At 65.7% G+C, this 25,285-nt stretch carries 23 protein-coding genes; 14 read left to right on the forward strand and 9 right to left on the reverse strand.

Annotated features, from left to right (window positions below; translation table 11 throughout):
- Positions 1-51: 51 nt before the first annotated feature.
- The 3 genes from WI560_RS03295 to WI560_RS03305 form a co-directional block, all read right to left on the reverse strand.
- Complete coding sequence (locus tag WI560_RS03295; protein WP_375306885.1) at positions 52-1,578, reverse strand: D-alanyl-D-alanine carboxypeptidase family protein; 1,527 nt, start codon at positions 1,576-1,578, stop codon at positions 52-54.
- Between the two features lie 189 nt (positions 1,579-1,767).
- Positions 1,768-3,564 carry a glucan ABC transporter ATP-binding protein/ permease gene (locus WI560_RS03300; RefSeq protein WP_375306886.1) on the reverse strand — a complete coding sequence of 599 codons (1,797 nt, stop codon included), beginning with the start codon at positions 3,562-3,564 and terminating at the stop codon, positions 1,768-1,770.
- Between the two features lie 86 nt (positions 3,565-3,650).
- Positions 3,651-4,703 carry an ABC transporter substrate-binding protein gene (locus WI560_RS03305; RefSeq protein WP_375306887.1) on the reverse strand — a complete coding sequence of 351 codons (1,053 nt, stop codon included), beginning with the start codon at positions 4,701-4,703 and terminating at the stop codon, positions 3,651-3,653.
- Between the two features lie 228 nt (positions 4,704-4,931).
- Between WI560_RS03305 and WI560_RS03310 the strand changes: the two genes are divergently transcribed.
- The 7 genes from WI560_RS03310 to WI560_RS03340 all read left to right on the forward strand — a co-directional run bounded on the left by WI560_RS03310 (position 4,932) and on the right by WI560_RS03340 (position 10,685).
- Complete coding sequence (locus WI560_RS03310; RefSeq protein WP_375306888.1) at positions 4,932-5,291, forward strand: hypothetical protein; 360 nt, start codon at positions 4,932-4,934, stop codon at positions 5,289-5,291.
- Positions 5,292-5,409: 118 nt separating this feature from the next.
- On the forward strand, positions 5,410-5,814 hold the full coding sequence (gene hisE, locus WI560_RS03315) for a phosphoribosyl-ATP diphosphatase (RefSeq protein WP_257196628.1): 405 nt from the start codon (positions 5,410-5,412) through the stop codon (positions 5,812-5,814).
- Positions 5,815-5,880: 66 nt separating this feature from the next.
- Positions 5,881-6,462, forward strand: a complete 582-nt coding sequence (locus WI560_RS03320) for a YqaA family protein (RefSeq protein WP_375306889.1) — start codon at positions 5,881-5,883, stop codon at positions 6,460-6,462.
- A gap of 46 nt (positions 6,463-6,508) precedes the next feature.
- On the forward strand, positions 6,509-7,048 hold the full coding sequence (locus WI560_RS03325; RefSeq protein WP_375306890.1) for a hypothetical protein: 540 nt from the start codon (positions 6,509-6,511) through the stop codon (positions 7,046-7,048).
- Between the two features lie 35 nt (positions 7,049-7,083).
- Positions 7,084-8,484 carry an aspartate ammonia-lyase gene (locus WI560_RS03330; RefSeq protein ID WP_375306891.1) on the forward strand — a complete coding sequence of 467 codons (1,401 nt, stop codon included), beginning with the start codon at positions 7,084-7,086 and terminating at the stop codon, positions 8,482-8,484.
- A gap of 263 nt (positions 8,485-8,747) precedes the next feature.
- Positions 8,748-9,716 carry a nitronate monooxygenase family protein gene (locus WI560_RS03335; protein WP_028138687.1) on the forward strand — a complete coding sequence of 323 codons (969 nt, stop codon included), beginning with the start codon at positions 8,748-8,750 and terminating at the stop codon, positions 9,714-9,716.
- Between the two features lie 195 nt (positions 9,717-9,911).
- Positions 9,912-10,685 carry a thioesterase family protein gene (locus WI560_RS03340; RefSeq protein ID WP_375306892.1) on the forward strand — a complete coding sequence of 258 codons (774 nt, stop codon included), beginning with the start codon at positions 9,912-9,914 and terminating at the stop codon, positions 10,683-10,685.
- A gap of 488 nt (positions 10,686-11,173) precedes the next feature.
- On the opposite strand, the gene WI560_RS03345 is transcribed toward WI560_RS03340, so the two are convergent.
- The gene (locus tag WI560_RS03345; protein ID WP_375306893.1) at positions 11,174-12,736 is read right to left on the reverse strand and encodes an AMP-binding protein; all 1,563 of its coding nucleotides are present in this window, start codon (positions 12,734-12,736) and stop codon (positions 11,174-11,176) included.
- A 125-nt stretch (positions 12,737-12,861) separates the two neighbouring features.
- Between WI560_RS03345 and WI560_RS03350 the strand changes: the two genes are divergently transcribed.
- The 4 genes from WI560_RS03350 (at position 12,862) to WI560_RS03365 (ending at position 15,881) form a co-directional block, all read left to right on the forward strand.
- Positions 12,862-13,836 (forward strand): NAD(P)H-dependent flavin oxidoreductase, encoded by a 975-nt coding sequence (locus tag WI560_RS03350; RefSeq protein ID WP_375306894.1) that lies wholly within the window; start codon positions 12,862-12,864, stop codon positions 13,834-13,836.
- A 131-nt stretch (positions 13,837-13,967) separates the two neighbouring features.
- Positions 13,968-14,216 carry a hypothetical protein gene (locus WI560_RS03355; RefSeq protein WP_028138683.1) on the forward strand — a complete coding sequence of 83 codons (249 nt, stop codon included), beginning with the start codon at positions 13,968-13,970 and terminating at the stop codon, positions 14,214-14,216.
- Between the two features lie 136 nt (positions 14,217-14,352).
- Positions 14,353-15,066 (forward strand): hypothetical protein, encoded by a 714-nt coding sequence (locus tag WI560_RS03360; protein WP_375306895.1) that lies wholly within the window; start codon positions 14,353-14,355, stop codon positions 15,064-15,066.
- Between the two features lie 86 nt (positions 15,067-15,152).
- Entirely contained in the window at positions 15,153-15,881 is a 729-nt protein-coding gene (locus tag WI560_RS03365) for a hypothetical protein (RefSeq protein WP_375306896.1), read from the forward strand.
- A gap of 22 nt (positions 15,882-15,903) precedes the next feature.
- On the opposite strand, the gene WI560_RS03370 is transcribed toward WI560_RS03365, so the two are convergent.
- Entirely contained in the window at positions 15,904-17,463 is a 1,560-nt protein-coding gene (locus WI560_RS03370) for a winged helix-turn-helix domain-containing tetratricopeptide repeat protein (protein WP_375306897.1), read from the reverse strand.
- A 433-nt stretch (positions 17,464-17,896) separates the two neighbouring features.
- Between WI560_RS03370 and pcaB the strand changes: the two genes are divergently transcribed.
- The 3 genes from pcaB to WI560_RS03385 all read left to right on the forward strand — a co-directional run bounded on the left by pcaB (position 17,897) and on the right by WI560_RS03385 (position 21,360).
- Positions 17,897-19,258 (forward strand): 3-carboxy-cis,cis-muconate cycloisomerase, encoded by a 1,362-nt coding sequence (gene pcaB, locus WI560_RS03375; RefSeq protein ID WP_375306898.1) that lies wholly within the window; start codon positions 17,897-17,899, stop codon positions 19,256-19,258.
- Positions 19,259-19,371: 113 nt separating this feature from the next.
- On the forward strand, positions 19,372-20,628 hold the full coding sequence (locus tag WI560_RS03380) for an aminopeptidase (RefSeq protein WP_028138678.1): 1,257 nt from the start codon (positions 19,372-19,374) through the stop codon (positions 20,626-20,628).
- Positions 20,629-20,910: 282 nt separating this feature from the next.
- Entirely contained in the window at positions 20,911-21,360 is a 450-nt protein-coding gene (locus WI560_RS03385) for a cupin domain-containing protein (RefSeq protein ID WP_028138677.1), read from the forward strand.
- A 104-nt stretch (positions 21,361-21,464) separates the two neighbouring features.
- Here the strand turns inward: WI560_RS03385 and WI560_RS03390 are convergent, their stop codons facing one another.
- From WI560_RS03390 to WI560_RS03405, 4 genes are all read right to left on the reverse strand, one after another.
- Positions 21,465-21,986, reverse strand: a complete 522-nt coding sequence (locus WI560_RS03390) for a hypothetical protein (RefSeq protein WP_375306899.1) — start codon at positions 21,984-21,986, stop codon at positions 21,465-21,467.
- 65 nt (positions 21,987-22,051) lie between these two features.
- Entirely contained in the window at positions 22,052-22,864 is an 813-nt protein-coding gene (locus WI560_RS03395) for an MBL fold metallo-hydrolase (protein WP_375306900.1), read from the reverse strand.
- A 108-nt stretch (positions 22,865-22,972) separates the two neighbouring features.
- A complete protein-coding gene (locus WI560_RS03400) occupies positions 22,973-24,499 on the reverse strand; it encodes a permease (protein WP_375306901.1) in 1,527 nt (508 codons plus the stop codon).
- Complete coding sequence (locus tag WI560_RS03405) at positions 24,496-25,245, reverse strand: ABC transporter ATP-binding protein (RefSeq protein WP_375306902.1); 750 nt, start codon at positions 25,243-25,245, stop codon at positions 24,496-24,498. Before WI560_RS03405 ends, WI560_RS03400 begins: the two co-directional genes overlap by 4 nt.
- Between the last annotated feature and the right edge of the window lie 40 nt (positions 25,246-25,285).

Consider the following 25,285-nt stretch of genomic DNA (forward strand, 5'->3'; position numbering starts at 1 on the left):
AACGGCTGTCGCAGGTGCGAAGCCGGGCCGGATCGGCCCGGGGGTGCGCCGTTAACTGTTGTTGGCCGGCTTGGCCGCGGGCTTGGTCGCGGCCTTGGGCTTGGCGGGCTTCGGATCGCCGCCGGCCGCAGGCTTCTCGGCGGGTTTAGCCGCCGCATCAGGCTTGGTGGCAGCATGCTTGGGCGCTGCCGGCTTCGCCGCAGTCTTGGGATCACTCTTTGCGTCGTTCTTGCCGTCGCTCTTGCCGTTGTTCCCGCCGTTGCTCTTGACCCCCGCCGGCTTGGCATCCGGCTTCACCGCCGCGGTCTTGGTGTCCTTGCTGGCGTCCTTGGCCGCGTCTTTCGGCTTGTCGGCCGCATCCGGCTTCTTGGCTACGCGCGACTTCTTGCCACGCGGCTTGGAGGACGCCGCCTGCTGGTCGGCGTCGGCCGCGACCGCCGCGATCAGGGCGGTGCCGGTGCGGGTCGGGCCGGTGTAGACCAGCACGGGCTCGGTCGGCGCCGGCGCCGAGGCCATCAGCTCGGAGGCCTTCATCAGGGGCGGCTGCAGGCCGGCGGTGAAGAACGTCACCTGGGCTTCGCCGCCGGTCGCGGACGCCAACCCGGTGGCGCCGCCATTGGCGGCAATCAGCGCATCGTCGTCGTCGCTGGCCGGCCGCTTGCGGTGGGGCCCGCACATCTCGTCGCGCAGGTTCGGCGGCGAGGCGTCGACCGGCACGAGGTTATCGACCGTGCCGAGCGAGGGGCGAAGCCATGTCAGAGTGTCCTGGCTGAAGCCGCGCTCCAGCAGCTGCGCGGCCTTCACCGCGCGCGCGGTGCCGGAGCTCGCGCCCAGCACCACCGCGATCAGCCGGCGGCCGTTGCGCGTGGCCGAGGCGACGAGATTGTAGCCGGAGGCGCAGATGAAGCCGGTCTTGAAACCGTCGGCGCCGGGATAGCGGCCGATCAGCTTGTTGAAATTACCGGTAACGCGCTTGCCGAAGCGGATCGCCGGGATGTGCACGAAATATTCGTATTCCGGCAGGTCGCGCAGGAACGCGCGCGCGAGAATGCCGAGGTCGCGCGCCGACGTGATCTGACCTTCGGCGGGCAGGCCGTTCGGATTGACGTAGCTGGTCTGCGTCATGCCGAGCTTCCTCGCGGTGTCGTTCATGATCGCGGAGAAGCCGTCGACCGAGCCGCCGACACCTTCGGCAAGCACCACGGCCATGTCATTCGCCGACTTGACCATCACCATCTTCAGCGCGTTGTCGACGGTGAGCTGCGTTCCCGGACGGAACCCCATCTTCGAGGGCGATTGCGAGGCTGCAACCGGCGAAACCGTGAGCAGCGTGTCGAGCGTCAGTCTGCCTTCCTTGACCGCCTTCAGCGTCACATAGGCGGTCATGATTTTGGTAACGGAGGCCGGATACCAGGGAATGGTCGCGTTGTCCGCCTGCAGCACCTTGCCGCTGTCGGCCTCGATCAGCAGCAGCGCTTCGGCGCTCGCCCCGCGCGGCGCCAGCAGCGCGGCACATGCGAGACTCGCAGCGAACAGGCTGAACAAGGATTTGCGAAGCAGCGGGCGTAGGGCGTGCACTATCCGATTCCGGTCCTTGGAGGCCCGCCGGTTCCCGGCGGCTCTCGTGATCTGATTGTCGGTTCTGAAATCCAGCGCCGCCGCTTGCGGCGCAGCGAACCTATACCGGCTGATGCGTCGAGAATAGGGGGCCGGGTGCGGTATTCCGCAATGAAATAGGCCGAATTTCGACGGCGCTGTGGGGACTTGCTACGGGGATTTGGCGGCCGTCGCGGCAACCTCAGAGGCCGTCACGCTGGCCCGTGCGCTTTCCTGCACCATGAACTGAGCCCTGGCGAGCTCGGCAAAATGGCCGCCTTTGGCCACGAGTTCATCGAAAGTTCCGCTTTCGGTCACGCGGCCGTTCTCGAACACCAGGATCCGCGTGGCGTTGCGGATGGTGGAGAGGCGATGGGCGATGACGAAGGTGGTCCGGCCCTTCATCACTTCGTCGAGAGCGGCATTCACCTTGGCCTCGGTGACGGCGTCGAGCGCCGAGGTGGCTTCGTCCAGGATCAGGATCGGCGGGTCCTTCAGCAGCGCGCGGGCGATCGACAGGCGTTGCCGCTCGCCGCCGGACAGCATGCGCCCGCGCTCGCCGGCATTTGTCTCGAAGCCGCCGCTGCGTTCGATGAACTCGAGCGCCTGTGCGCGCGCGGCCGCCTGGCGCATCTCGGCCTCGGTCGCATCCGGCTTGCCGACGCGCAAATTCTCCGCGATCGACCGGTTGAACAGCAGCGCTTCCTGGAACACGACGCCGATGTTCCGCCGCAGCGAGGTCAGCGTCACGCCGCGCAGGTCCATGCCGTCGATCTTGATGACGCCGGATTGCGGGTCGAAGGCGCGGTGCAAGAGCGCGATCGCGGTCGATTTGCCGGCGCCGGTCGGGCCGACCAGCGCGATGGTCTGGCCGGGCAGCGCGGTGAAGGTGAGATCCTCGATCGCCGGCCGCTTGCCGTCATAGGAGAAGGTGACGTCGTTGAACTCGACGAGGCCGGACAGCCTGCCGGCGTCGATCGCGTCGGAGCGGTCGCGCACGGCGGGCACGGCGTCGAGCACATTGAAGAACTCGCGCAGGCGCGGGGCTTCCATGAACACGTTGTTGATGAAGCTCACGACCTGTTCGAGCTTCTGGATCAGCATCGTCGCGAAGCTCACGAACATCACGATCTCGCCGACCGAGGTCAGTCCCTGGTCGTGCAGCGCGATGCCGAACGTGAAGATCGCCAGCACCGTGATGGTGGTGGAGGCGCGCGTGATGACGGTGACCAGCGCCCACCACGACAGCACCGGCATCTGGGCTTCGAGCAATTGATCGGCGACGGAGCGCAGCCCCTTCACCTCGGCCTCGACGCGGACGAAGCTCTGCACCAGCGCGACGTTGCCGAGCGCGTCGGAAGCGCGCGCCGAGAGCTCGCTATATTGCTCCTCGACCTCCATCTGCATGCCGAAGGTCTTGCGCACCACGAAGGTCGTCAGTGCGGTGAAGACGATGCAGAGCACGAATAGCAGGATGGCGAGCCGCCAGTTCAGGTAGAGCGACAGCGGCAGCAGCACCACGACCGAGAGGATGGCGGCAAAATGCTCGCGGAAGAAGCCGAGCCACAGCCGCCACAAGGCGTCGGTGCCGTTGAGCATCACCTTCATCAGCCGGCCCGAATGGGTGCCGGAGTGGAAGGTCAGCGGCAGTTGCAGGATGTGCTCGAAATAGTCGGTCAGCACCGCCTGGCGCTGGCGGTGCGAGAGCCGGTCGGCTTGTAAGGCCACGACCGCGCTGCACAGGATGGTGAAGAGCCCGAACGCGACCCAGGCAGCCAGGAACGGCCAGGCCGAGTTCGAGCCGGCCACGGTCTTGCCGGAGAGCACGTCGACGATCCGGCCGAACAGCACGGGTTCGGCGAATTGCGAGCCCGCCAGCAGCAGATTGGCGACCGCGAGCAGCCAGCCCAGCCGCGCCTCGTTGCCGAGCAACTCAAGAACGCGGGTATAGAGACGGAGGATGGACATGCGGGTGACGAAACTCGAGCGGACGACGGAGCCCGCATTCTAAGCAGGGATCGCGCGCGAGATATAGCGGAAGCCGCCGGTTTTTCTCAATTGATAAGCCGTTCGGCGACCGGCGGCAGGAATTGGTCGTCGAAGACGTCGCCCGGGGTGGGCCGCTTGCGGAATTTGAAGTCCTGCGCGATCTGGTCGATCGAGCGCTCCAGGCGCCGTGGCTCGATGCCGCCGAGACCGTTGCGCTTGACCTCGTCGGTCAGGACGTTGTCGGCAAGAACGGTGCGCAGGCGTTCCAGCTCCAGGTCGCGGTCGCCGCCGTCGATGCGGCTCGCGGCGTCGTCCGCCGCACGCGCCGGCTCCTTGACGGTGGCGGCGATGCCGGCGATCAAGGCGCGGACGAAGCCTTTCACGGCGTCCGGCTTTGCTGCGGCGAAGGCGGCATTGACCGCCACGGCGAAGCCATAGGCCTCGCAGCCGTAATCGGCATAGCGCAGCACCACGAGATCCGCGCCGGGCACGCCGCGGTCGCGCAGGTTCACCGCCGAGAGATGGCTGAAGCCCGCGACGGCATCGACCTGTCCTGCGGACAGGATCGGCTCGCGCACCGCCGCGCTGATCTTGTGGAATTTGACGCGCGATGCCTTGATGCCGTTCTGCTGCGCCAGCGCCGGCCACAGCCGCATCGACAGGTCGGCCTCGGCAACGCCGACGGTCTTGCCGTCGAGATCGGGCAACAGATGGATGCCGCGGCTCCTGCGCGCCATGATCGCGTACGGCGCGCGGTTGAACAGCACGAACACCGCCTTGATCGGCGCCGCATCCTCCTTGTCGCGAAACCGGATCAACTCGTTGATGTCGACGAGCGCAAGCTCGCTGGCGCCCTTGGCGACGCGGGCGAGTGCCTCCGGCGATCCGGCCGCGCTGCTGAAGGACACGTTCAGACGCTCGGCGCCGAACCTGCCGTCCTTTGCCGCAAGGAAGAACGGCGCCATGCTTGCGTCGGGCGGGCGGTCGAAGGTGAAGTGAATGGCAATTGAGGACGGCGCAGGCGTCTCGGCCGCGCTGACACCGCGTGGAATCAGTGTCGCAAGCGAGATCGTGAGGGCCAGCAGGCAACGAAGCGCGATCGTCTTGAATTCCGACATCAGTTGCGCCGGTCCCGCATTGTTATGGTTTCGTGACGCTCGCAGCGCCGGCCGGCGACACCGTGCGCGCGCCAACATGAACGGCGGATGAGCGACGGTTGCGTCACGATTACGCAACCCCGTTCAGCTTGTGTTGGGGTTGGGGAACCCAACTTAGGTCATGCGGGTTTGAATGCATGAGCCTGTCCGCAGGCGTCCATTCCCAGGTCCCAAAGGAGGGCCCAAGACATGTTCGACCGATTCTCCAAGATTGCGGGCCGCAAGGCCATTCTTGCTACCGCCGCCGTGGTGGCTCTGACCGCCGCTGCACCCACCGCCTCTTACGCGGGCGGTCGTCATTGGCATGGCGGTGGTGGCGGCGCCGCCGCTGCAGCGATGTTCGGCCTGGCCGCGACCGGCCTGGCGATCGCAGCCAGCCGCGATGCCTACGCCTATGATCCGGGTCCGGGCTACTACTACGACAGCGGCCCGGTCTACTACAGCAGCCCCGGCTATGGTTCGTATTATTACGACTCGAGCAACCGCTACACCTATGGCGGCTACAAAAACCCCTGCGCCCACGGCTATTCGGGCTACAGCTGCTATTAACTGATCGGCCCTGCGTCATCGGAGAACAGGCCGTCGCGCTTGCCGCGCCGGCCTGTTTTCTGCTTTTATTGCCGAGCGTTAACACGCCCGCCATTTGTTTAGAGTAGTTTTGAGTACCATGAGTGATTCGCTTGAGCGGCTATATCTGGCTGTGCTCGCGGCCAGGGATCTTGATCCGGCAACATCGCGGACCGCCCGGCTGTTTCAGCGCGGGCCCTCGAAAATGGCAAAGAAGCTCGCCGAAGAGGCCATCGAGGTCGTGATCGATGCCGTCAATGGCGACTCCGAGGCCGTGATCCGGGAAAGCGCCGACCTCTTGTACAATCTCACCGTGCTCTGGGCCTCTGCCGGCGTGCGCCCCGAGGACGTCTGGCGCGAGATGACGCGGCGAGAAGACATGCTCGGCATCGCCGAGAAGCTGCCGAAATCCTCGATGAAGCTGCCCAAGGTCGCGTCACCGCGCGTGGCCGCCAGGCGGCCAATTGTCGCGCTCGAGGGTCGCGCCGCGCGCAAGCGCCACTAGAAACCTCACAATTCGCCCCAATCTCGGCATGGACAAATCCGTCCCATGGTGCTTCATCGCGGCGCCATGCTGAAACGTATTTACGACTGGTGCATCGACGCCGCCCACAAGCCATACGCGCTCTGGATCATGGGGGCCGTATCCTTCGCCGAGAGCTCCTTCTTTCCGGTCCCGCCGGACGTGATGCTGATTCCGATGTCGCTGGCGCGCCCGCAGCGCGCCTGGCTCTACGCCGCAATCTGCACCGTGACCTCGGTGCTTGGCGGCGTGGTCGGGTATGCCATCGGTGCGCTGCTGTTCGACTCGCTCGGCCAATGGCTGATCCAGGTCTACGGCCTCGCCGACAAGGTCGACGCCTTCCGGGCCTCCTATGCGGAATGGGGTGCCGTCATCATCCTGCTCAAGGGGCTGACGCCGATTCCCTACAAGCTCGTCACCATCACCTCGGGCTTTGCCGGCTACAACATCCTCCTGTTCATCCTGTGCTCGATCGTCGCGCGCGGCGGACGCTTCTTTGTCGTCGCGATCCTGCTCAACCGCTACGGCGACTGGATCCGGGTCAGGATCGAGCGGCATCTCGGACTCTGGGTCGCCCTCGGCGCCATCGTGCTGGTGCTCGGCTTCGTAGTGGCGATCAAGCTGATCTAAACCTCCGCGCTTTGCCGTCACCTCTGGTTCGGCTACGGTTGTGGTCATGACGGATCGATCCGGCAAACAGGTCATGCGACCGGGCACGCTGATTCTCGCGATGCTTGCGCTCCTGCTCGGTGGCGGCGGGACCGGATGGCCGCAATCCGCCCCGCCATCGCTCGGCTTGCAGGCGCCGGGCGCGCAGGCCGCGCCGCCACCGTCGACACCCGCTCCATCGGCGCCGCCGGCGCAAGAGGAAAATCCCGGGCTGATCAATGAAATGGGCAAGCTGTTCGACAAGCTGCCCTCGATCCTGCCGCCGATCAAAAGCCCCAGTGAAACCATGAATGACCTGTCACGGCTGGCCAAGCCCTCGACCATGGTGTCGGGGCGCGTGGCCTGCCCGGTCTCGTCGAACGGCGCGCCAGACTGCAAGCAGGCCGCCGACCAGCTCTGCCAAGGCAAGGGCTACAAGGAAGGCAAGAGCCTGAATGCCGATTCCGCGGAAAAATGCTCGGCCAAGGTCTTGATCCCCGGCCGGCAACGCAAACCGGACGACTGCCGCACCGATACTTTCGTGACCAGCGCGCTGTGCCAGAACTGACGTGATGGTCCGCGCGCAAGCAACAAGGATCGCCCATGAGCCGGACGGAGCAGGACTTCCTCGGACAGCGTGAGATCGCCGACGACATCTACTACGGCGTCCAGACCATCCGGGGAAAGGAGAACTTCCACATCACCGGCATTCCGATGAACCAGGAGCCTTACTTCGTGAAGGCGCTCGGTTACGTCAAGAAGGCCGCCGCCATGGCCAATCGCGATCTCGGCGTGCTCGACGCCAGGGTCGCGGACGCGATCATCCTCGGCTGCGACCGCGTCATCGCCGGCGAGATGATGGATCAGTTCGTCACCGATTTCATCCAGGGCGGTGCCGGCACCTCCACCAACATGAACGCCAACGAGGTGATCGCGAATCTCGCGCTGGAATCGCTCGGCTTCGGCAAGGGCGACTATCAGCACGTCAGTCCCAACGACCATGTCAATTACGGCCAGTCGACCAACGACACCTATCCGACCGCCTTCCGCCTCGCGCTGATCCTGCGGCTCGAGAGCTACATGACCGCGCTGCGCCAGCTCCAGGAAGCTTTCTTCGCCAAGGGGCGCGAGTTCGACCGGGTTCTGAAGATGGGCCGCACGCATCTGCAGGATGCCGTGCCGATGTCGCTCGGGGCGGAATTCCGGGGCTGGGGCACCACGATTGGCGAGGAGGTCGAGCGCATCTCGGAAGCGCGTGCGCTGCTGCGCGAGATCAATCTCGGCGCCACCGCGATCGGCACCTCCGTCACGGCCGCGGTCGGTTATCCCAAGCTCGCGGTCCGGCATCTGAGCGCGCTGACCGGCGTCGACTTCATCCTCGCCGGCGATCTCGTCGAGGCGACCTCCGACACCGGCGCCTATGTGCAACTCTCGGGCGTGCTGAAGCGCACGGCGAGCAAGCTGACGAAAATCTGCAACGACATCCGCCTGCTCGCCTCCGGCCCGCGCGCCGGCTTCAACGAAATCAACCTGCCGCAGCTGCAGCCGGGCTCTTCGATCATGCCCGGCAAGGTCAATCCCGTGATCCCCGAAGTGGTCAACCAGACCAGCTTCCTCGTCATCGGGCTCGACACGACGGTGACGCTGGCGGCCTCGGCGGGACAGCTCCAGCTCAATGTGATGGAGCCGGTGATCTCGTTCGCGCTGTTCTTCTCGATCCGCACCATGGAGCGCGCGGTCAACAGCCTGCGGGAAAATTGCGTGGTCGGCATCACAGCCAACGAGGAGCACACCCGCAACATGGTGCTGAACTCGCTCGGCATCGTCACGGTGCTGAAGCCGCTGCTCGGCTACAAGCAATGCGCCGAGATCGCGCGCGAGGGCTACAAGAGCGGCAAGTCGCTGCACCAGATCGTGGTGGTCGAACGCCAGCTGTTGACGCAGGAGAAGTGGGACGAGATGTTCTCGTTCGAGCGACTGATCAATCCGGATTTGATCGGGTAGGAGCTGGTCTGTCCTCTCGTCATTCCGGGGCGCGCGAAGCGCGAACCCGGAATCCATTTCACCGCGCGTACTGACGCCCGATGGATTCCGGGCTCGCGCCTTTCGGCGCGCCCCGGAATGACGCCGAGAAAATTCCACGCCTTGGAATAGTATCGCTGGCGCCTCCGCCACGGCGTCAAAACGCAATACTTGACAGTGGAAAGATTGCCTTGTTGGTATGGCGCCCAACCTTCCATGACCGGCCAACAGAGGATCGTCTCGCAATGTCCATGCCTGCCTTGTTCAAGGGGCGCCTGTCGATCCCCGTGATCGGCTCGCCGCTCTTCATCATCTCGGTGCCCGATCTCGTGATCGCGCAGTGCAAGGCGGGGGTGGTCGGCTCGTTTCCGGCGCTGAACGCGCGGCCGCCGGAGCTGCTCGACGAATGGCTGGCACGGATCACCGAGGAGCTCGCGGCCTATGACCGCGCCCATCCGGAACGGCCGTCGGCGCCGTTTGCCGTCAACCAGATCGTGCACAAGTCGAACAACCGGCTCGACCACGACATGCAGCTCTGCGCCAAGTACAAGGTGCCGATGATCATCTCCTCGCTCGGTGCCCGCGAGGAGCTGAACCAGGCCGTGCACGGCTGGGGCGGCATCGTCTTCCACGACGTGATCAACCAGAAGTTCGCGCACAAGGCGATCGAGAAGGGTGCCGACGGCCTGATCCTGGTCGCGGCGGGGGCCGGCGGCCACGCCGGCACCATCTCGCCGCTCGCCTTCGTCGCCGAGACGCGAAAATGGTTCGACGGCCCGATCGCGCTGTCGGGTGCGATCGGCAACGGCAAGGCGATCCGCGCCGCACGCATCCTCGGCGCTGACTTCGCCTATATCGGCTCGGCCTTCATCGCCACCAAGGAAGCCAACGCGGTCGAGCGCTACAAGGAGATGATCGCGGGCTCGAGCGCCGACGACATCGTCTATTCCAACCTCTTCACCGGCGTGCACGGCAATTATCTGAAGCCCTCGATCCTAGCTGCCGGCATGGATCCGGACAATCTTCCGACCTCCGATCCCTCCAAGATGAATTTCGGCACCGACGCCTCCGGCGAACGCGCCAAGCCGAAGGCCTGGAAGGAGATCTGGGGGAGCGGCCAGGGCATCGGCAGCATCGACAAGGTGGTGCCCGCAGCCGAGCTGATCGCGCGCTTCAAGAAGGAATATGACGAAGCGATCGATCCGCCGTTGTAGGAAACTGTCGTCCCGGACAAGCCCGCCTTAAGCGCGCGCAGATCCGGGACCCATAACCACAGGGAGGAATTTGACGAAGATTCGTGGTTGCGACTCTCGCGCAACAACTTCTCGCTGGGGTTATGGGTCCCTGCGTTCGCAGGGACGACACTTTTTGCTAAGCTTCGACATTCAAAGCCAACAGAGATTTGAGTGATGACCGCGATCTACCGCGTCGACGGCGACAGCGTCGTCACCAGCCCGGATGCCGCCGGTCCCTGGGATCGGCGCATGCAGCACGGCTCGGCGCCGGCCTCGCTGGTGACGTGGGCGGCCGAGCGCATCCCGACGCCTGCTCCGATGGACATCGCGCGCGTCACCATCGACCTGATGCGCCCCGTCCCGGTGGCGCCGCTCACGATCGCGACCGAGGTCCTGCGCGAGGGCCGCAAGATCCAGCTCTGCAACATCAAGCTGCTTGCCGACGGCGTCCAGGTGGTCGGCGCCACCGTGCTCAAGATCCGGCGCCAGGCGCTGGCGCTGCCCGACGACGTCGAGGAGCTGCCGGTCACGCTGCCCTCGCCGGAGGACTCGCTGTCCGAGGACGGTCACGCCGCCACCAGCCCGTTCGTGCGTTCGGTCTCGATGCGTGCCGCGCGCGGCCGCTTCGGCCAGGCTGGCGCCGGCGCGATCTGGTTTCGCGTCGACCATCCGCTGATCGAGGGGGAAGCGATCTCGCAGGCCATGCGCGCCGTGGTCGCCGCCGATTTCTCCAACGGCACCGCCTCGACGCTCGACTTCCGCGCCTGGACCTACATCAATGCCGACCTCAGCGTGAGCTTCGCGCGTCAGCCGGTCGGCGAATGGATCCTGCTCGACGGTGAGTCCTGGATCGGCGCCGACGGCAGCGGGCTTGCCATGTCGCGCCTCGCCGACCGCCGCGGCTATTTCGGCCGCGCGGTGCAGAGCCTGGTGATCGAGAAGCGCTGAGGCGACGGCATGACGAGCGAGCGATGCTCGCGCGTCAACGTCACTGTCATGCCCCGGCTGGACGGGGCATCCAGTACGCCGCGGCCTCTCGATTCAACAACGACTGTCTCTGGAATACTGGATCGTCCGGTCAAGCCGGACGATGACACCGATCGTGAAAAAGCTATGTCGCGCATTGCGCAACTGAACGGCAGGCTTCCGCCGCCGCGGAAGGGATGCGAGGCCGGGTTCGACCCGGGCATCCTGCCAGTTCACATTCCGTAGAAGATCTTGATCTCCCACAGCACCACGATGATAGCCGTGATCAACGTGACCGCGGCGACCACACTTTCCAGGGAAGCGACTCTCATCTCACTCTCCGCTTCCCAGCCCCAGCAGCGGTCTAGGTGATTCCCCGATTCGCCGGCAATTGCGTGAGCCGCGCCGCCAACCACTCCGTTCCGCGTTGTGGTGTCGGGGACACAGCGGCCCCGTAGAATCCCGGATATTTATCCCACCATCCGGTCCCGGCCGCTCCAGAAGCCTGCGCGCAGCACCTTCTTGTCGACCTTGCCGACGCCGGTCATCGGCAATTGCTTGACGAACCGGATCTGCTTGGGCGCATGTGCCGAGCCCTTTCGTGTCTTGACCAGGTGGATCAGCTCGTCCGGGTCCGGCGTTGCGCCCTCGCGCGGCACGACGATGGCGGTGACGGCCTCGCCCCATTTTTCGTCGGGAATGCCGACGACCGCGACCATGGCGACATCGGCATGTTGCGACAGCACGTCCTCGACCTCGCGCGGGAAGATGTTGAAGCCGCCGGACACGATCATGTCCTTCTTGCGGTCGAGAATGAACATATAGCCGCGCTCGTCCTGGCGCGCGATGTCGCCGGTGTGGACCCAACCGTTCTTCAGCGTCTCGGCGGTGATGTCGGGCCGCCTCCAGTACTCCGCCATCGCATGCGGGGCGCGCACGCAGATCTCGCCGGCCTCGCCTGTCTTTACCTCGTCGTCGTTGTCATCGAGAATCCTGACCTCGCAGGCCGCAATCGGGAAGCCGCAGGACAGGAACAGCTCCGGCGTCTTGGGATCGTGATCCGCCTTGCGCAGCACCGAGACCGGATAGCACTCGGTCTGGCCGTAGAGCTGCGAGAACACCGGTCCGATCCGCTCGATGCCCTCGATCAGCCGGCTCGGCGACATCGCCGACGCGCCATAGAGCACCAGCTCGAGCGAGGTGAGATCGGTCTTTTCAAGCGCGGGATGATCGAGCAGCACGTAGATCATGGTCGGCACGAACAGCGTGAAATTGATGCGCTCGCGTGCGATCGTCGTCAGCACCGCCTCGGGATCGAATCCCCTCAGCATGTGCACGGTGCCGCCGCGCATCAAGGTCGGCAGCACTTTGGTGCCGGCGACATGGCTGATCGGGGCGACCGTGAGGTAGCGTGCCGCGTCGGGGATCTCGAAATCGGCGAGGATCGCGGCGGCGGCTCCGGCATTCTCGCGGTGATAGCGCAGCGCGCCCTTCGATTTGCCGGTGGTGCCGCCGGTGTAGTTCAGCGTGGAGAGATCGTCGAGGTCGGCGAGGGACCGCGCGCTGGCGTGTCCGGAGCTCTCGATGGCGGCCAACAGATCGGCACCGTAGCCGGCCGGCCCCATGGTGAAGACCGCCTTCAGCCGGGGCGCTCTTGCCGCAAGTTCGCCGCCGCGGTCGCGGAAGGCGGCGGCATCGACCACCAGCATCTCGGCCTCGGAATCCTCGAGCTGGAACAGCTGATCCTCCAGCGATCCCAACGGATGCAGCCAGGTGATGCAGAGCCGCGACAATTGCGCGGCGACGCCGGCGCACCAGGTGTCGGCGCGGTTTGCGGTGAGGAAGGCGACGCGCGCGCCTGCCGGCAGGCCGAGACGCATGAACACGCCCTGGATGCGTCCGATGAGATCGGTGGCACCCCGATAGCTCAACGATCCGCCCGGCCAGGCGAAGGCAACGCGGCCGGGATAGCGCGACAGCGCCCGTAGCGTCTGCGCACAAGTCGGGGACGATGCGTGAAGCGGATCGGTCATATGTTTCCTCGTTGCTTTGTCACCGGCTTCTGACGTGCCAATGTTGCCGGCGACGCTAGCACACAGACTGCGGGAGAAAACGACAAAGCCCGCGCGAGGGAGGCATGCGTGAAAAGGAGATTTGCGTGACGTCAGATCGGCTGCAACGCTTCGGCGATCGTCTCGCTCTGCCGCTGATCGCAGCGCCGATGTTCCTGGTGTCCGGCGTCGAGCTCATGGTCGCTGCGTGCCGGAGCGGGGTGATCGGCAGCTTCCCCACCGCGAATTGCCGCAGCACGGACCAACTCGATGAATGGCTGACCACCATCGAGACACGGCTGCGCCAGCACGAAGACCAGACCGGCCGCAAGGCAGCGCCGCTCTGCCCGAACCTGATCGTGCACCGCTCCAATGCGCGGCTGGAGCAGGATCTCGCCGTGCTGCTGCGGCACAGGCCGGAGATCGTGATCACCTCGGTTGGCTCGCCCGCAGCAATGGTGAAGCCGCTGCACGATGCCGGTGCGCTGGTGCTGGCGGACGTTGCTTCCATCCGCCATGCCGAACGTGCGGCGGAAGCAGGTGCCGACGGGCTGGTGCTGCTCACCGCGGGCGCCGGCGGGCAGACCGGCTGGCTCAACCCGTTCGCCTTCGTCCGCGCGGTGCGCGCGTTCTATGACGGCGTCATCGTGCTCGCGGGCGGCATCAGCGACGGCCGCGCGCTGTATGCGGCCGAAGTGCTCGGCTGCGATCTCGCTTACATGGGCACCAAGTTCATTGCGACGCGCGAGAGCATGGCGGACGATCGCCACAAGCGTATGCTGGTCGAGAGCAGCGCCGACGACATCCTGCTGACGACCGCGTTCACGGGCCTGCAGACCAGCATGCTGAGGCCGTCGATCGTGGCCGCCGGGCTTGATCCCGACGATCTGCCGGCGCACGGGGCGATCGACATCGCTGCGGATATCGACGTTGCCGCGCGCGAGAGCCGTCCGAAGCGCTGGCGCGACATCTGGAGCGGCGGGCATTCCAGCTCGGGCGTCACCGACGTGCTCGCGGTCGACGATCTCGTTGCGCGGACGGTGGCCGAATATCGTGAGGCGAGGGCGCGCCGCTCCCCGTAGAATTGCGGCTCCGCTCGTCCTCGATCACGGTTAATCCCGCGCTCTTCCGTCTCGCTCACTTAACGGCAGATTAACCATCGCCCGCCAAGAATCCTCTCACGGCCGCCAATCAGGACCGAGAGGGACAGGCGATGGACTTCGATTATCTCAACACCAAGACGGCGGCTTCGCTGGACGAAATCCGCGTCCGCGTCGCTCATGCCCTGGCCCGCCACCCGCTGTGCCGCAACGTCCGCTTCGACATCGTCAGCGTCCCCCGCACCCGCCGGGGCGGCAATTGGACGGTGGCGCTGCAATCGGTCGAGCCGCGCGCGGTCTGGGAGGCATCCGAGATCGTCGCGGACATCCAGGACGCCTACGAGCTGGCTGCAGCTGCCTGATTTCCCTTGCCTTTTACGCAAGATGTCGCGGCAGACATGCTGATTGTCGCAACCAAGGCACACTCAAGCCATAATTCGCGCCCTTTTCCCGGGCATCGTTAACAAACTCGTGAAGCGTCCGTTCCCGGAGAGACGTTTGTCCAAAGCCATCACCATCGTTGTGCTGACCTGCTTCCTCGTCCTCGGCGCCGCCACCACCGCCATTCTCGGCCGCGACAGCGTCCCCAGCGTCAGCGAAGACATGATCGCCCAGACGCCTCCGCCCAAGCCGCTCGCAACCAACCGCGCCGCCAAGGCCGACCGTCTGGTCCCGACCCTCGCCCTGGCATCGGCCGCATTCGAGCCGGTCCAGGTGCCCGCCGACAGGCTCTCGCAAGCGCCCTTGCTGACCGAGCCGCTGCGCCAGGCCTTCGCCGCTGCAACGCCGTCCGATTTCCCCATGCCCAAGCCGGCGCTGTCCGAGGCGCCTGCCGCGGCGGAAGTTCCCGCCGTCGAAGTCCCCGCCAAGCCGAAGGTGGTGGCCAAGCCGCAGCCGCAGAAGAATTATACGCTGCTGTCCGACGCACAGATTGCGGGGATCAGGGACCGCCTGAAACTGTCCTCGTCGCAGGAATATTACTGGCCCTCGGTCGAGAGCGCGCTGCGCAACGTTGTCCGCAAGATCTCGGCCAACAAGCTCTCCAATCCGAACGCGCCACCCAGCGCTCAGATCGACCCGAATTGCGATGAGGTCCAGCAGCTGAAGTCGGCGGCCATGCCGTTGCTGTTCCAGCTGCGTGACGACCAGAAAGAGGAAGTGCGCAAGCTCGCTCGCCTCATCGGGCTCGAGAAGGTCGCGCAGCAGATCTGACGCTTAAGTTCCTTTGGGAACTGCTTTCGTACCAGGAACATCCGGCAATCGACGCGCGTTGCTCGCTCCAAAGAGGGAGTGGATCAATGCGCGCCTCGACAGCCTATTTCGTCGGTGCCGGAACCATCGTTGCAGCCATCGCCATTGGTTTGGGCGGCGGGATCGTGGCCGGCAACATCATGAATCCGGTCGCGTCCAAACAGGGCCCGGACACCAGCAAGATGGCGCAGCGCGCCGAATCCGCCGGCGCGCCGGTGGCGACAAACGCGCCCTCGGAACGGGTCAATTATCTCACCGGCTCGCAAGCCTTCGGCGCCATGATCGCCGCACCGGCGCAGGCCGAAGCCAAGTCTGAAGCCGCAAAGCCCGAAGTCGCGAGGCCTGACGCGCAGCCCGCTCAGGTGAATGCCGAACCGCCGGCACCCCCGCCTTCGCAGGCAGCTGCAGTTGAGCCGCCCAAGGAACAGTCCAAGGAACAGTCCAAGCCAGCGGTCGCATCGTCACCGAGAGCCGCAAAGCCCGGCGAGCAGCAAGCGTCGATCGATCCGGCCTCTTCACCTGACAACGCCTATGCCAAGGCGAGGGATTCCGACGTGAGGCGCGCTGCGTCCGAGCGGCGCCGAATCGAGCGGCGCGACCGCTGGGCCGAGCGCCGCCAATACCATGAGGGCCGCGAGCAGCGCGGCATGCGCGACCGCACCGATTGGGACGACGTTGCGCGCAACATCCGCGAAGATTCCGATGCGCGCGATTATGCCGGCCGGCCGCGCGGCGGTCTTCCGCAGATCAGGCTGTTCGGGCCTGACGACGATTAGGGCATCGTTTGTCGAGCCGCTGTCACGTCAGCCCCGCGCGCCGCAATCCTTCCAGGTAATGCGCCCGATCCTCGTCCCGCAGCATCGGCAGCTCGCGTGTGATCCAGGCGAGCGAGACCCCCGGTTGAGCGCGGCGTAGACCGTCCAGGGCCGACGCCGCGAGCGCCGGATCTCCTGACATCCCGGCGGCAGCCGTCAGCACGCGGTGCGCACCGACGAAATCGCCGCGTTGCCGCAGCGATTCCCGCGCCATCTGCACGGCACCCTCGTAGTCGCGGCCGACGAACCGGGCATAGGCCGCAACCCCGCAATAGATCGCCGCGAGCGGGTCGCGCGGACTGAGCCGCAGCGCCCGGCGCGCGGCGGCGTCGCCGTCCTGCCATCGGCCAGCATAGCACAGCGTCACGCCGTAAAAGGCATGCGCCATCGCGAAATTCGGGTTGAGCTGCAGCGCCAGCTCGAACTCGGCCAGCGCGTCGTCGAAGCGGCGGCGGAACAGATAAGTGTAGGCGAGGCCGTGATGGGCCCAGGCGTCCTCGCGGTCGGCTTCCACCGCCGCGAGCGCCGAGCGCTCGGCGATGGGAAGCGTAACTTCCATGTCGGCCCAGCCCATATGCGCGCCGAAGATGTGACTGGTCGCGAGCAGGCCCAGCGCCTTGCCATAGGCGGGATCGATCGCGACGGCCTGTTCGAGCAGCGCTTGCGCGGCGGCGTTGTCCTCGCGGGTAATACGCCAATGGTGCGACAATGCCCGCATGACAAGATCCCAGGCGTCGAGACTGCCGGGCGGCTTCTGCTCGGCGCGAAAACTTTCGGCGGCGTAGAGCTGCGGCTCGATCGCGGCGACGATCGCCTCGGTGATCTCGTCCTGCACGGCGAAGATGTCGGCGAGCTCGCGATCGTAGCGCTCGGCCCAGAGATGACTGCCGGTCGAGACGTCGTTGAGCTGGGCCGAGATGCGCACCCGCTCGCCGCTCCGCCGGACGCTGCCTTCGACCACGTAGCGCACCCCGAGCTCGCGCGCGACCTCGCGGATATTCACGGCGCGGCCCTTGTAGACGAAGGATGAGTTGCGCGCGATGACGAAGAACCAGCGCAGCTTCGACAGCGCGGTGATGATGTCCTCGCTGATGCCGTCGGAGAAATAATCCTGTCCGGCCTCGCCGCTCATATTGGTGAAGGGCAGCACGGCGATCGCGGGCCGCTCGGGAAGCGCCAGCGCAGCGCGTGGCCCCCCGGCGGCGCGGCCATGCTCCGGCGCGCTCGCGCCGACCTTGGCCTCGACATCGCCGACGAAGCGAAAACCCTTGCGGGCGATGGTGCGGATCAGCGCCTGGCTCGCGCCGCTGTCGCCGATCGCCTTGCGTGCCGCGTTGATCCGGCTGGTCAGGGTGGATTCGGAGACGCTGCGCCCGTGCCAGATCTTGTCGATCAACTCGTCCTTGCTGACCACCCGGTCGCGGTTCTGCATGAGGTGGACGACGAGATCGAAGACCTGCGGCTCCACGGCAATTGGAACCTGCTCGCGGCTCAGCTCGCGCCGGTCGGTATCGAGAAGGTGGTCCTGGAACAGAAACTGCACGTCGAAAACTCAGGCCTCATTGCGAAATCGGATGGACTAAATGAAAAGAAATTTGGGTCGAAAACCATGTGTCTGCCGAGAGGGCCGCCTGGTTCATCGAGATCGCGTGATGGCAGTCATGCGGTTTTCGGAGGGAATACAACCGCGACCAGGTGGTTACCGCTCGCCACCAGCACCGTCATCCTGAGGCGCCGGAGCATAGCGGAGGCCTCGAAGGATGGACGGCCCGGCTGCATCGCGGCCGCTCATCTTTCGAGGCTCCCCATGGGACGCGTTGCGTTCCATGTCTCGCATCTCAGGATGACGGGGTGAAAGCGACGTGCCGTCATGACGCCGCCGTGCGGTGGATGTGACGAACGGTGAATGCCCTTTGCCGAGCTGCGCCGACTGCGTAAGCTATCCCCACCAAAACACCAACCACGAAGAAACGCCCATGCCCGCCTTCAGCGCTTCCACCACCGTGCTCGATTCCATGCTGTTCCGCGATGCCTTCGGCACGCCTGAGATGCGCGAGGTGTTCTCCGACGTCGCGCTGGTCGCGCGCTATGCCGAGGTCGAGGTGGCGCTGGCGAAGGCGGAGGCCAGATGTGGCGTGATCCCGCAGCAGGCGGCCGAGGCGATCTCGGCGCGGACCGACGTCGCCGCGCTCGATTTCGATCTGCTCAGGCAGGAGACCGACATCGTCGGATATCCGATCCTCCCCTTGGTGCATCAGATGGTGAAGCAGTGCGGCGAGGCCGGCCGCTACGTGCATTGGGGCGCGACCACGCAGGACATCATGGATACCGCCGTGGTGCTGCAGCTCCGCGCTGCGCTCGATATCGTGGCGCGGGACATCGACGAGCTCCGCGGCATCCTGGCGAACCTCTCGAGGCGCCACCGCGACACGCCGATGGCCGGCCGTACCCATCTCCAGCAGGCGCTGCCGGTGACCTTCGGCTACAAGACCGCGATCTGGCTCGCCATGCTCGATCGCCACGCCGAGCGGCTGGCGCAGTTGAAGCCGCGCGTGCTGGTCGGTCAGTTCGCCGGCGCCGCCGGTACGCTGGCCTCGCTCGGCGACAAGGGATTCGAGGTGCAGGAGGCGCTCTGCGCCGAGCTGAAGCTTGGCGTTCCCGTTTCGACCTGGCACGTCGCGCGCGACGGCTTTGCCGAGGCGGTAAACTTCCTTGCGCTCGTCACCGGCTCGCTCGGCAAGATCGCGCTCGACATCATGATCATGGCCTCGACCGAGTTCGGCGAAGTCTACGAACCCTTCGTCAAGGGTCGCGGCGCCTCCTCGACCATGCCGCAGAAGCGCAATCCGATCTCGTCGGAATTGATGCTGGCGGCGTCCAAGGCGGTGCGCCAGCACGCCGGCCTGATGCTCGACGCCATGGTGCAGGATTTCGAGCGCGCCACGGGTCCCTGGCACGCCGAATGGATGGCCATCCCCGAAAGCTTCGTGCTGACGGCCGGCGCGCTGCATCAGGCGAAGTTTGCACTTGCGGGCCTCATCGTGGACGAGGCGAAGATGAACGACAACCTCGCGATCAGCCGCGGCCTGATCGTGGCCGAAGCAGTCATGATGGGGCTCGCGCCGCAGCTTGGCCGGCAGGAGGCCCATGACGTGGTTTACGACGCTTGCCGGCTCGCCAATGACAAGGGCTTGAGCCTGGCGGATGCGCTGTCCTCCGACTCCCGCGTCTCGAGCCGCATCGACCGTGTCACAATCGAGGCGCTCACCTCACCGAAAAATTACCTCGGACTCGCGCCTGCCATGGTTGACCGGGTGCTGAAATCGGCAACGCGTTGAAAACCAATATGCGTGAAACTGCGTATCTTCTCCGTATCGCAAGGTGCTCGCGCACTTGCGCCTTGCGGTGCTAGGCTTAGATTGAACCAGAGACTTTCGGCAGAGGGCCCGGCATGACTGATCACCGCAATTCCAACGCTCCCATCGATCCCGCGAAGCTCGACCGGCTGGCCGAGGTGGCGGTGAAGGTGGGCCTGGGCTTGCGGCCGGGACAGGATCTGCTGCTCACGGCGCCCGCGATCGCGCTGCCGCTGGTCAGGCGGATCGCCGTGCATGCATACAAGGCCGGCGCCGGTATCGTGACGCCGATCCTGTCGGACGAGGAGATGACGCTGGCGCGCTACCGCCACGGCCATGACAGCAGTTTCGATCGTGCCGCCGGCTGGCTCTATGAGGGCATGGCCAAGGCGTTCTCGGAGAACACCGCGCGGCTCGCCATCGTCGGCGACAACCCGATGCTGCTGTCGGGCGAGGATCCGTCCAAGGTGGCGCGCGCGAGCAAGGCGAATTCGATGGCGTATCAGCCCGCGCTGGAGAAGATCGTCAATTTCGACACCAACTGGAACATCATCGCCTATCCGAGCCCGTCCTGGGCCAAGCAGGTCTTCCCCAACGATCCCGAGGAGGTCGCGGTCGGCAAGCTCGCGGATGCAATTTTCGCGGCGTCCCGCGTCGATCGCGAGGATGCGATGGCCAATTGGGCCAGCCACAATGCGGTGCTGCGCGAGCGGACCAACTGGCTCAACGGCCAGCGCTTTCGCGCCCTGCAATATTCAGGACCGGGCACCGACCTCACCATTGGCCTGGCCGACGGCCACGAATGGGAGGGCGGTGCCTCGCTCTCCAAGAACGGCATCAGCTGCAACGCCAACATCCCGACCGAAGAGGTCTTCACCACGCCGCATTGCCGCCGCGTCTACGGCCATGTCGTCAGCTCGAAGCCGCTGTCCTATCAGGGCACGCTGATCGACAACATCGCGGTGCGCTTCGAGGACGGCAAGATCGTCGACGCAAAGGCCTCGCGCGGCGCGGAGGTGCTGAACAAGGTGCTCGACACCGACGAGGGCGCCCGCCGCCTCGGCGAAGTGGCGCTGGTGCCGCATTCCTCGCCGATCTCGCAGAGCGGGCTGTTGTTCTACAACACGCTGTTCGACGAGAACGCGGCATCTCACATCGCGCTCGGCCAATGCTATTCGAAATGCTTCGTCAATGGCGCGCAGCTCACCCCGCAGCAGATCGCGGCGCAAGGCGGCAACCAGAGCCTCATCCATATCGACTGGATGATCGGCTCCGCCGAGACCGATATCGACGGCATCCTGCCCGACGGCAGCAAGGTGCCGGTGTTCCGCAAGGGCGAGTGGGCGAAGTAGTCTGGATCGCCCTGTTTGATCGCTGACGAGCGGCGGAGCGCGGCCGCAACGGCATTGTTGGGCTCCGTTCCGGTGCCTGCGCACTTTGTCGCACCCGGGATGGACCTGGTCATGTCCGCGGATTTGCAAGGGAATTGCGACGTTAACCGTCTGCACGTGTTGCTTCCGGCTGATTCTCGGAATCGATGTAAGAAAGAATTAGAAACGGGCGACTAGCGTCCGTGCATCTTTCGAACACTCCCGGCCGGAGCCGGCCGCAAAATATCATTTCCGAGGAAGCAAATGGCATTGATTGAAGTCGGCAGTTTCAATGTGGACCTCGAGCCGAGCCCGATCGAGCCGTCCTGGATCATCGAGGGCAATCCGGTCGCGCGCTCGCGCGTCCTGTCCACCAGCGAAGACCGCACCGCCCAGACCATCGTCTGGCACTGCACTGAAGGACGGTTCAACTGGTACTACGACATCGACGAGACGATCATGATCATGGAAGGATCGATCGTGCTCGAGAGCGACGGCATGCCGCCGAAGCGCTACGGCCCCGGCGACGTCATCTTCTTCCGCGACGGCGCGCATGCCAAATGGCATGTCGAAGGCCACGTCAAGAAGATCGCCTTCTGCCGCAAGACCAATCCCGTAATGATCGGCTTCCTGATCCGCGTCGTCAACAAGCTGAAGAAGATGTTCGTCTCCACCGGCGCGCCCCGTCCGGCCTCGCTGATGGGTGCCGGCTAAGGACAAAAAGGTTTCAAGGACGCTTCCCAGCGGCCACGACGAAGAGGGGCCGGGATCGACATCCCGGCCCCTCTTCTCGTTTCGATATCACGGCCGGCCGATGCCTAGGGCCAGCGCCGTCGTGCTTTGACTTCCACCGTCAGCCGCCAATCCTGCGCCGGTGCGGGCTTGGTTTCGCCGAGCCAATGGAAGGAGTCCTGGCTGATCTCCGTGAAGCTCCACCGCGTCAGTTCGCCGGCTTCGGTCGTGCCTTCCTGCACGATGTCCTCTCCGCGCGGACGGCCGATCTGGTGGCGGAAGACGCTGCGGGCGGGATCGAACCAGGAAATCCGCCACGCATCGATGGTTGGATCGTAAACGCGCAGCGTCGTGCCGTACCAATTGCCGGCGATCGGGAAGGCCGGCGCGCCCGTCGGCCGGGGTATCATCCAGATGTCCTGGACGGCACGGCCCTCCAGCACCCAGCCGAAATGAATCTCGCCGGGGGCGGTGTGTTCCGTGCCATCGGATCCATGGGCGGTGATCTCGGCATCCCAGTCGCCGACGAAGCGGCCATAGAGCTGAAGCGCCGCCGCATGCTCGGGGTTCGGTCCGTCCGCGTGCAACAGTCTGGCAAAGTCGGTCATGTCGCTCTCCTGTTGCAGGCAGATCAACACGACCGGCCGGCGGCCGGCTTGGAGAAAATTGCGTCTCAGACCCCGTCGAGGATGATCACCGTCGGCTTCGACGGCAGCGCATCCCGCGACATCCGGAAGGACCGCCCGTAGTGCCGGTCGATCTCGAAATGCTGGCCGATCCGGCGCATGAAGTCGTCGAGCGGGGTCGCGAAGCGGTGCATCGGCAGCACCACCGAGGCCCGCAACCGCTTGGTGATCTCGGAGATGCCGTCCAGCGACATGGTGTAGGTGCCGTCGATCGGCACCATCACGATATCGAGCCGCCCGATCTGGGCGAAATGGCTGTCGTCGAGCTTGTGATGGAGGTGGCCGAGATGGCCGATGCAGAGGCCCGCGACCTCGAAGATGAAGATCGAATTGCCGTCGCGGATCATGTCGGAGCCGGCATCGTCGCCGAAATAGCGGCGGATGTCGGTCGTGACATTCCGGATGAAGGCATCGCCGATGCGTTCCGACACGATCGCCGGCTTGCCGTCGTCGCTCCAGCCGTGGAGCACGTGCGGAATGCGCCTGTCGGGGAAAAGAGTGTAGTGGGTGCTATGGGCGCGGTTCATGGTGGCGACGTCGGGCAGCCGTCCCACCTGATAGGCGCCGCTGTAATCGGTCGCGATGCGCAAGCCGCCGGGCGTGTCGATGTAATAGGTGGAATGGCCGGCATAGCTGATCTCGACCTCGGCCGCGGCCGCCGCCTGCCGGAATGCGACCGACATCGCACGGGGCGCCGCGTTCGCCATCGCCAGGCACTCGCTGCGCTGGGGCTGCTGGGCGAGGGCAGGTGAGAGAGCTGCGCCGAACAGCGCCAAAGCCGCCGAAACAAGTCGCCACATGAATCCGTCCCCGATGACGCCCAAGACAAAGTGTAGCGTGCAATGCCGAGACGCGCCAACAGCCGGCGATCAACAGCGCGTCAGTGTCGCACCTGTCGCCCCCTCATCCTAGTCCCGCCTTGGGCTGAACTTCCAGGTGACCGCAACGAGGCTCGCGGTGATCAGGCCGCTGATGAGGCCCGCGACGGGGAGCGCGAGCAGCAGCGCTGCCGTCGCGGCCCAGCCGATCGAGGAGAAAGCTTCGGCAATGGTCGCCAGCCGCGACGATGTCTGGCGGCGCCGGAATTGGCTGCGCCGGGCCTGCACCCGGAACCAGAGCTGGATCGCCGTCGCGGAGGCCGCGCTGACGATGACCGCGCCGGCACTGATCGCGGCCTGATAGGGCGAGGCGAAAGCGAGTGTTGCGACCAGCGGGCAGAAGATGACGGCAATCGCGATCAGCACCACCTCGATCTTGGCGCGGATGAGGCTGGATGGCGTCAACGGCGCCGTCGCGACCAGGTCGGGCGCGTCCTCGCCCGAGATCGCCAGCCAGGCAAGTCCGCCGGCGAGCTGCCCGGCCGCCATCACGATGACGGGCGTGATCAGCGTCAGCGCCGCCGAGCTGTCGCCAAAATTGCGCCAGAGCAGCAGGGCCGGCGGCACCAGATAGAGCAGCTGCATCAGGGTCTGCGAGATCAGCCAGGGATCGCGCCAGAGCAGCGAGAATTCCTTGCGCCGCAGCGCCTGTTGCCGCGAGCCGCTACGGAACGGCCGCTCCTTCGCACGCCTGCCGCCGGACGCGCCATAGGCCGCGGCGTCGATCGCCGTGTCCGCGAAGCGGTGCGAGAAGATCGCCATGACGCTTCCGAGCAGCACCAGAGCGAGCGCCAGGAGCAGCAGCAGGGCCTCGTTGTCACCCATCACGGCCCGCGCCGGCCACCACCAGATGCTGTCGACGTCGGGGGCGTAGGCGGCCAAGGTGCCGGAGGTCAAAATGGTGAAGCGCGACAGCGTGCCGTAGGACATGATCGCGGCGACCTGGAGCGCGATCACGAAGCCGGCGCCGATGATCGCGGCGAGAATCTGGGCAATCAGGCGCGTCCGCGCCGGGCCGATCAGGCGAAACAACAGGATGGTGACGGCGATCGCGATCGCCGCGGCCGACAGGCCCATGGCGACGACGCCCCCGAACGCCGCCAGCCAGCGCGCGCCGCCGCCGATCACGAGCACGTCGATGAAGGGCGTCGAGAACAGCAGCGCCATCGCGGTGACGGTCAGCGCGATCGCGGCGATGCGGACCGAGAACAGATTGGCGAGCCGCGCCGGCGAGGACATGATCAGGTCGAGATCGGCACGGGCGTAAAACACCCGCGTCACCGATTCGATCGCCTGCGACAGCATCAAGGTCCAGGCGAGAAAGATCGTCGCCGAGATCACGATCAGCGACGATTTGTCGAGCGGCAGCTGCAGATCGGCGAAACGGCCGATCACCGCCCAGGCCGGCAGGTGCAGCAGCGCGGCGAAGCAGACCAGGCCGATGATAGCGGCGCGCGTCCGCTTGCGCCGTCCGCCGGTCATCATGGCGAACCATTCGCGCCAGGCGAGCCGGAGCTCGTGGCGGGCGAACCAGGAGAGCGCGGTCGCCGAGCTCATGCGGCTTCCGGCAGCGTCACCAGCGCGATGAAGAGATCCTCCAAACTGGTGTCGGCATCGCCGTTCTGCTGGCGCAATTCGGTCAGCGTGCCTTCGGCGACGAGGCGGCCCGAAGCGATCACACCGATCCGGTCGGCCATGCGCTCGGCCACCTCGAGAATATGCGTGGTCATGATGACGGTGCAGCCGGCCCGGACACGCTCGCTGAGCAGGCCTTTCACATGCCGGGCCGAGACCGCATCGAGCCCGGTCAGCGGCTCGTCGAGGATGATGAGGCGGGGATCGTGCACCAGCGCGCCGGCCAGCGCCACCTTCTGACGCATGCCCTTGGAGAACCCCTCGCAGCGCTCGTGCCGGTGCGGCGCGAGCCCGAGCGAGGAGAGCAGGCCCTGCGCGACCGGTTCGGAGACCGGCGGCGCGATGCCCCAGAGGCCGGCGACGAATTCGAGATATTCGAGCGGGGTCAGCTTGTCGTAGATCATCGGCTCGTCGGAGACCCACGCCATCACCTGCTTGGCGGCCACGGGGTCCTGGAGCGCATCGATGCCGAAGATCGAGACGCGGCCGGCATCGGGGCGCAGCAGGCCTGCAACCATGCGCAAAGTCGTGGTCTTGCCGGCGCCGTTGGGGCCGACCAGCGCATAGAATTCGCCGGCATGGACGGTCAGATCGAGGCTATCGACCGCCAGACGGTCAAAACGCTTCGTTAACCCCAGGACTTCGAGCGCCGAGCTGTCCGGCTTCATGACGGCCACACCATCCGGTTTGCATCGCTTCCGACCATGA

This window comes from Bradyrhizobium sp. A11 (genome assembly GCF_042077125.1).
Taxonomy (GTDB): Bacteria; Pseudomonadota; Alphaproteobacteria; order Rhizobiales; family Xanthobacteraceae; genus Bradyrhizobium; species Bradyrhizobium japonicum_B.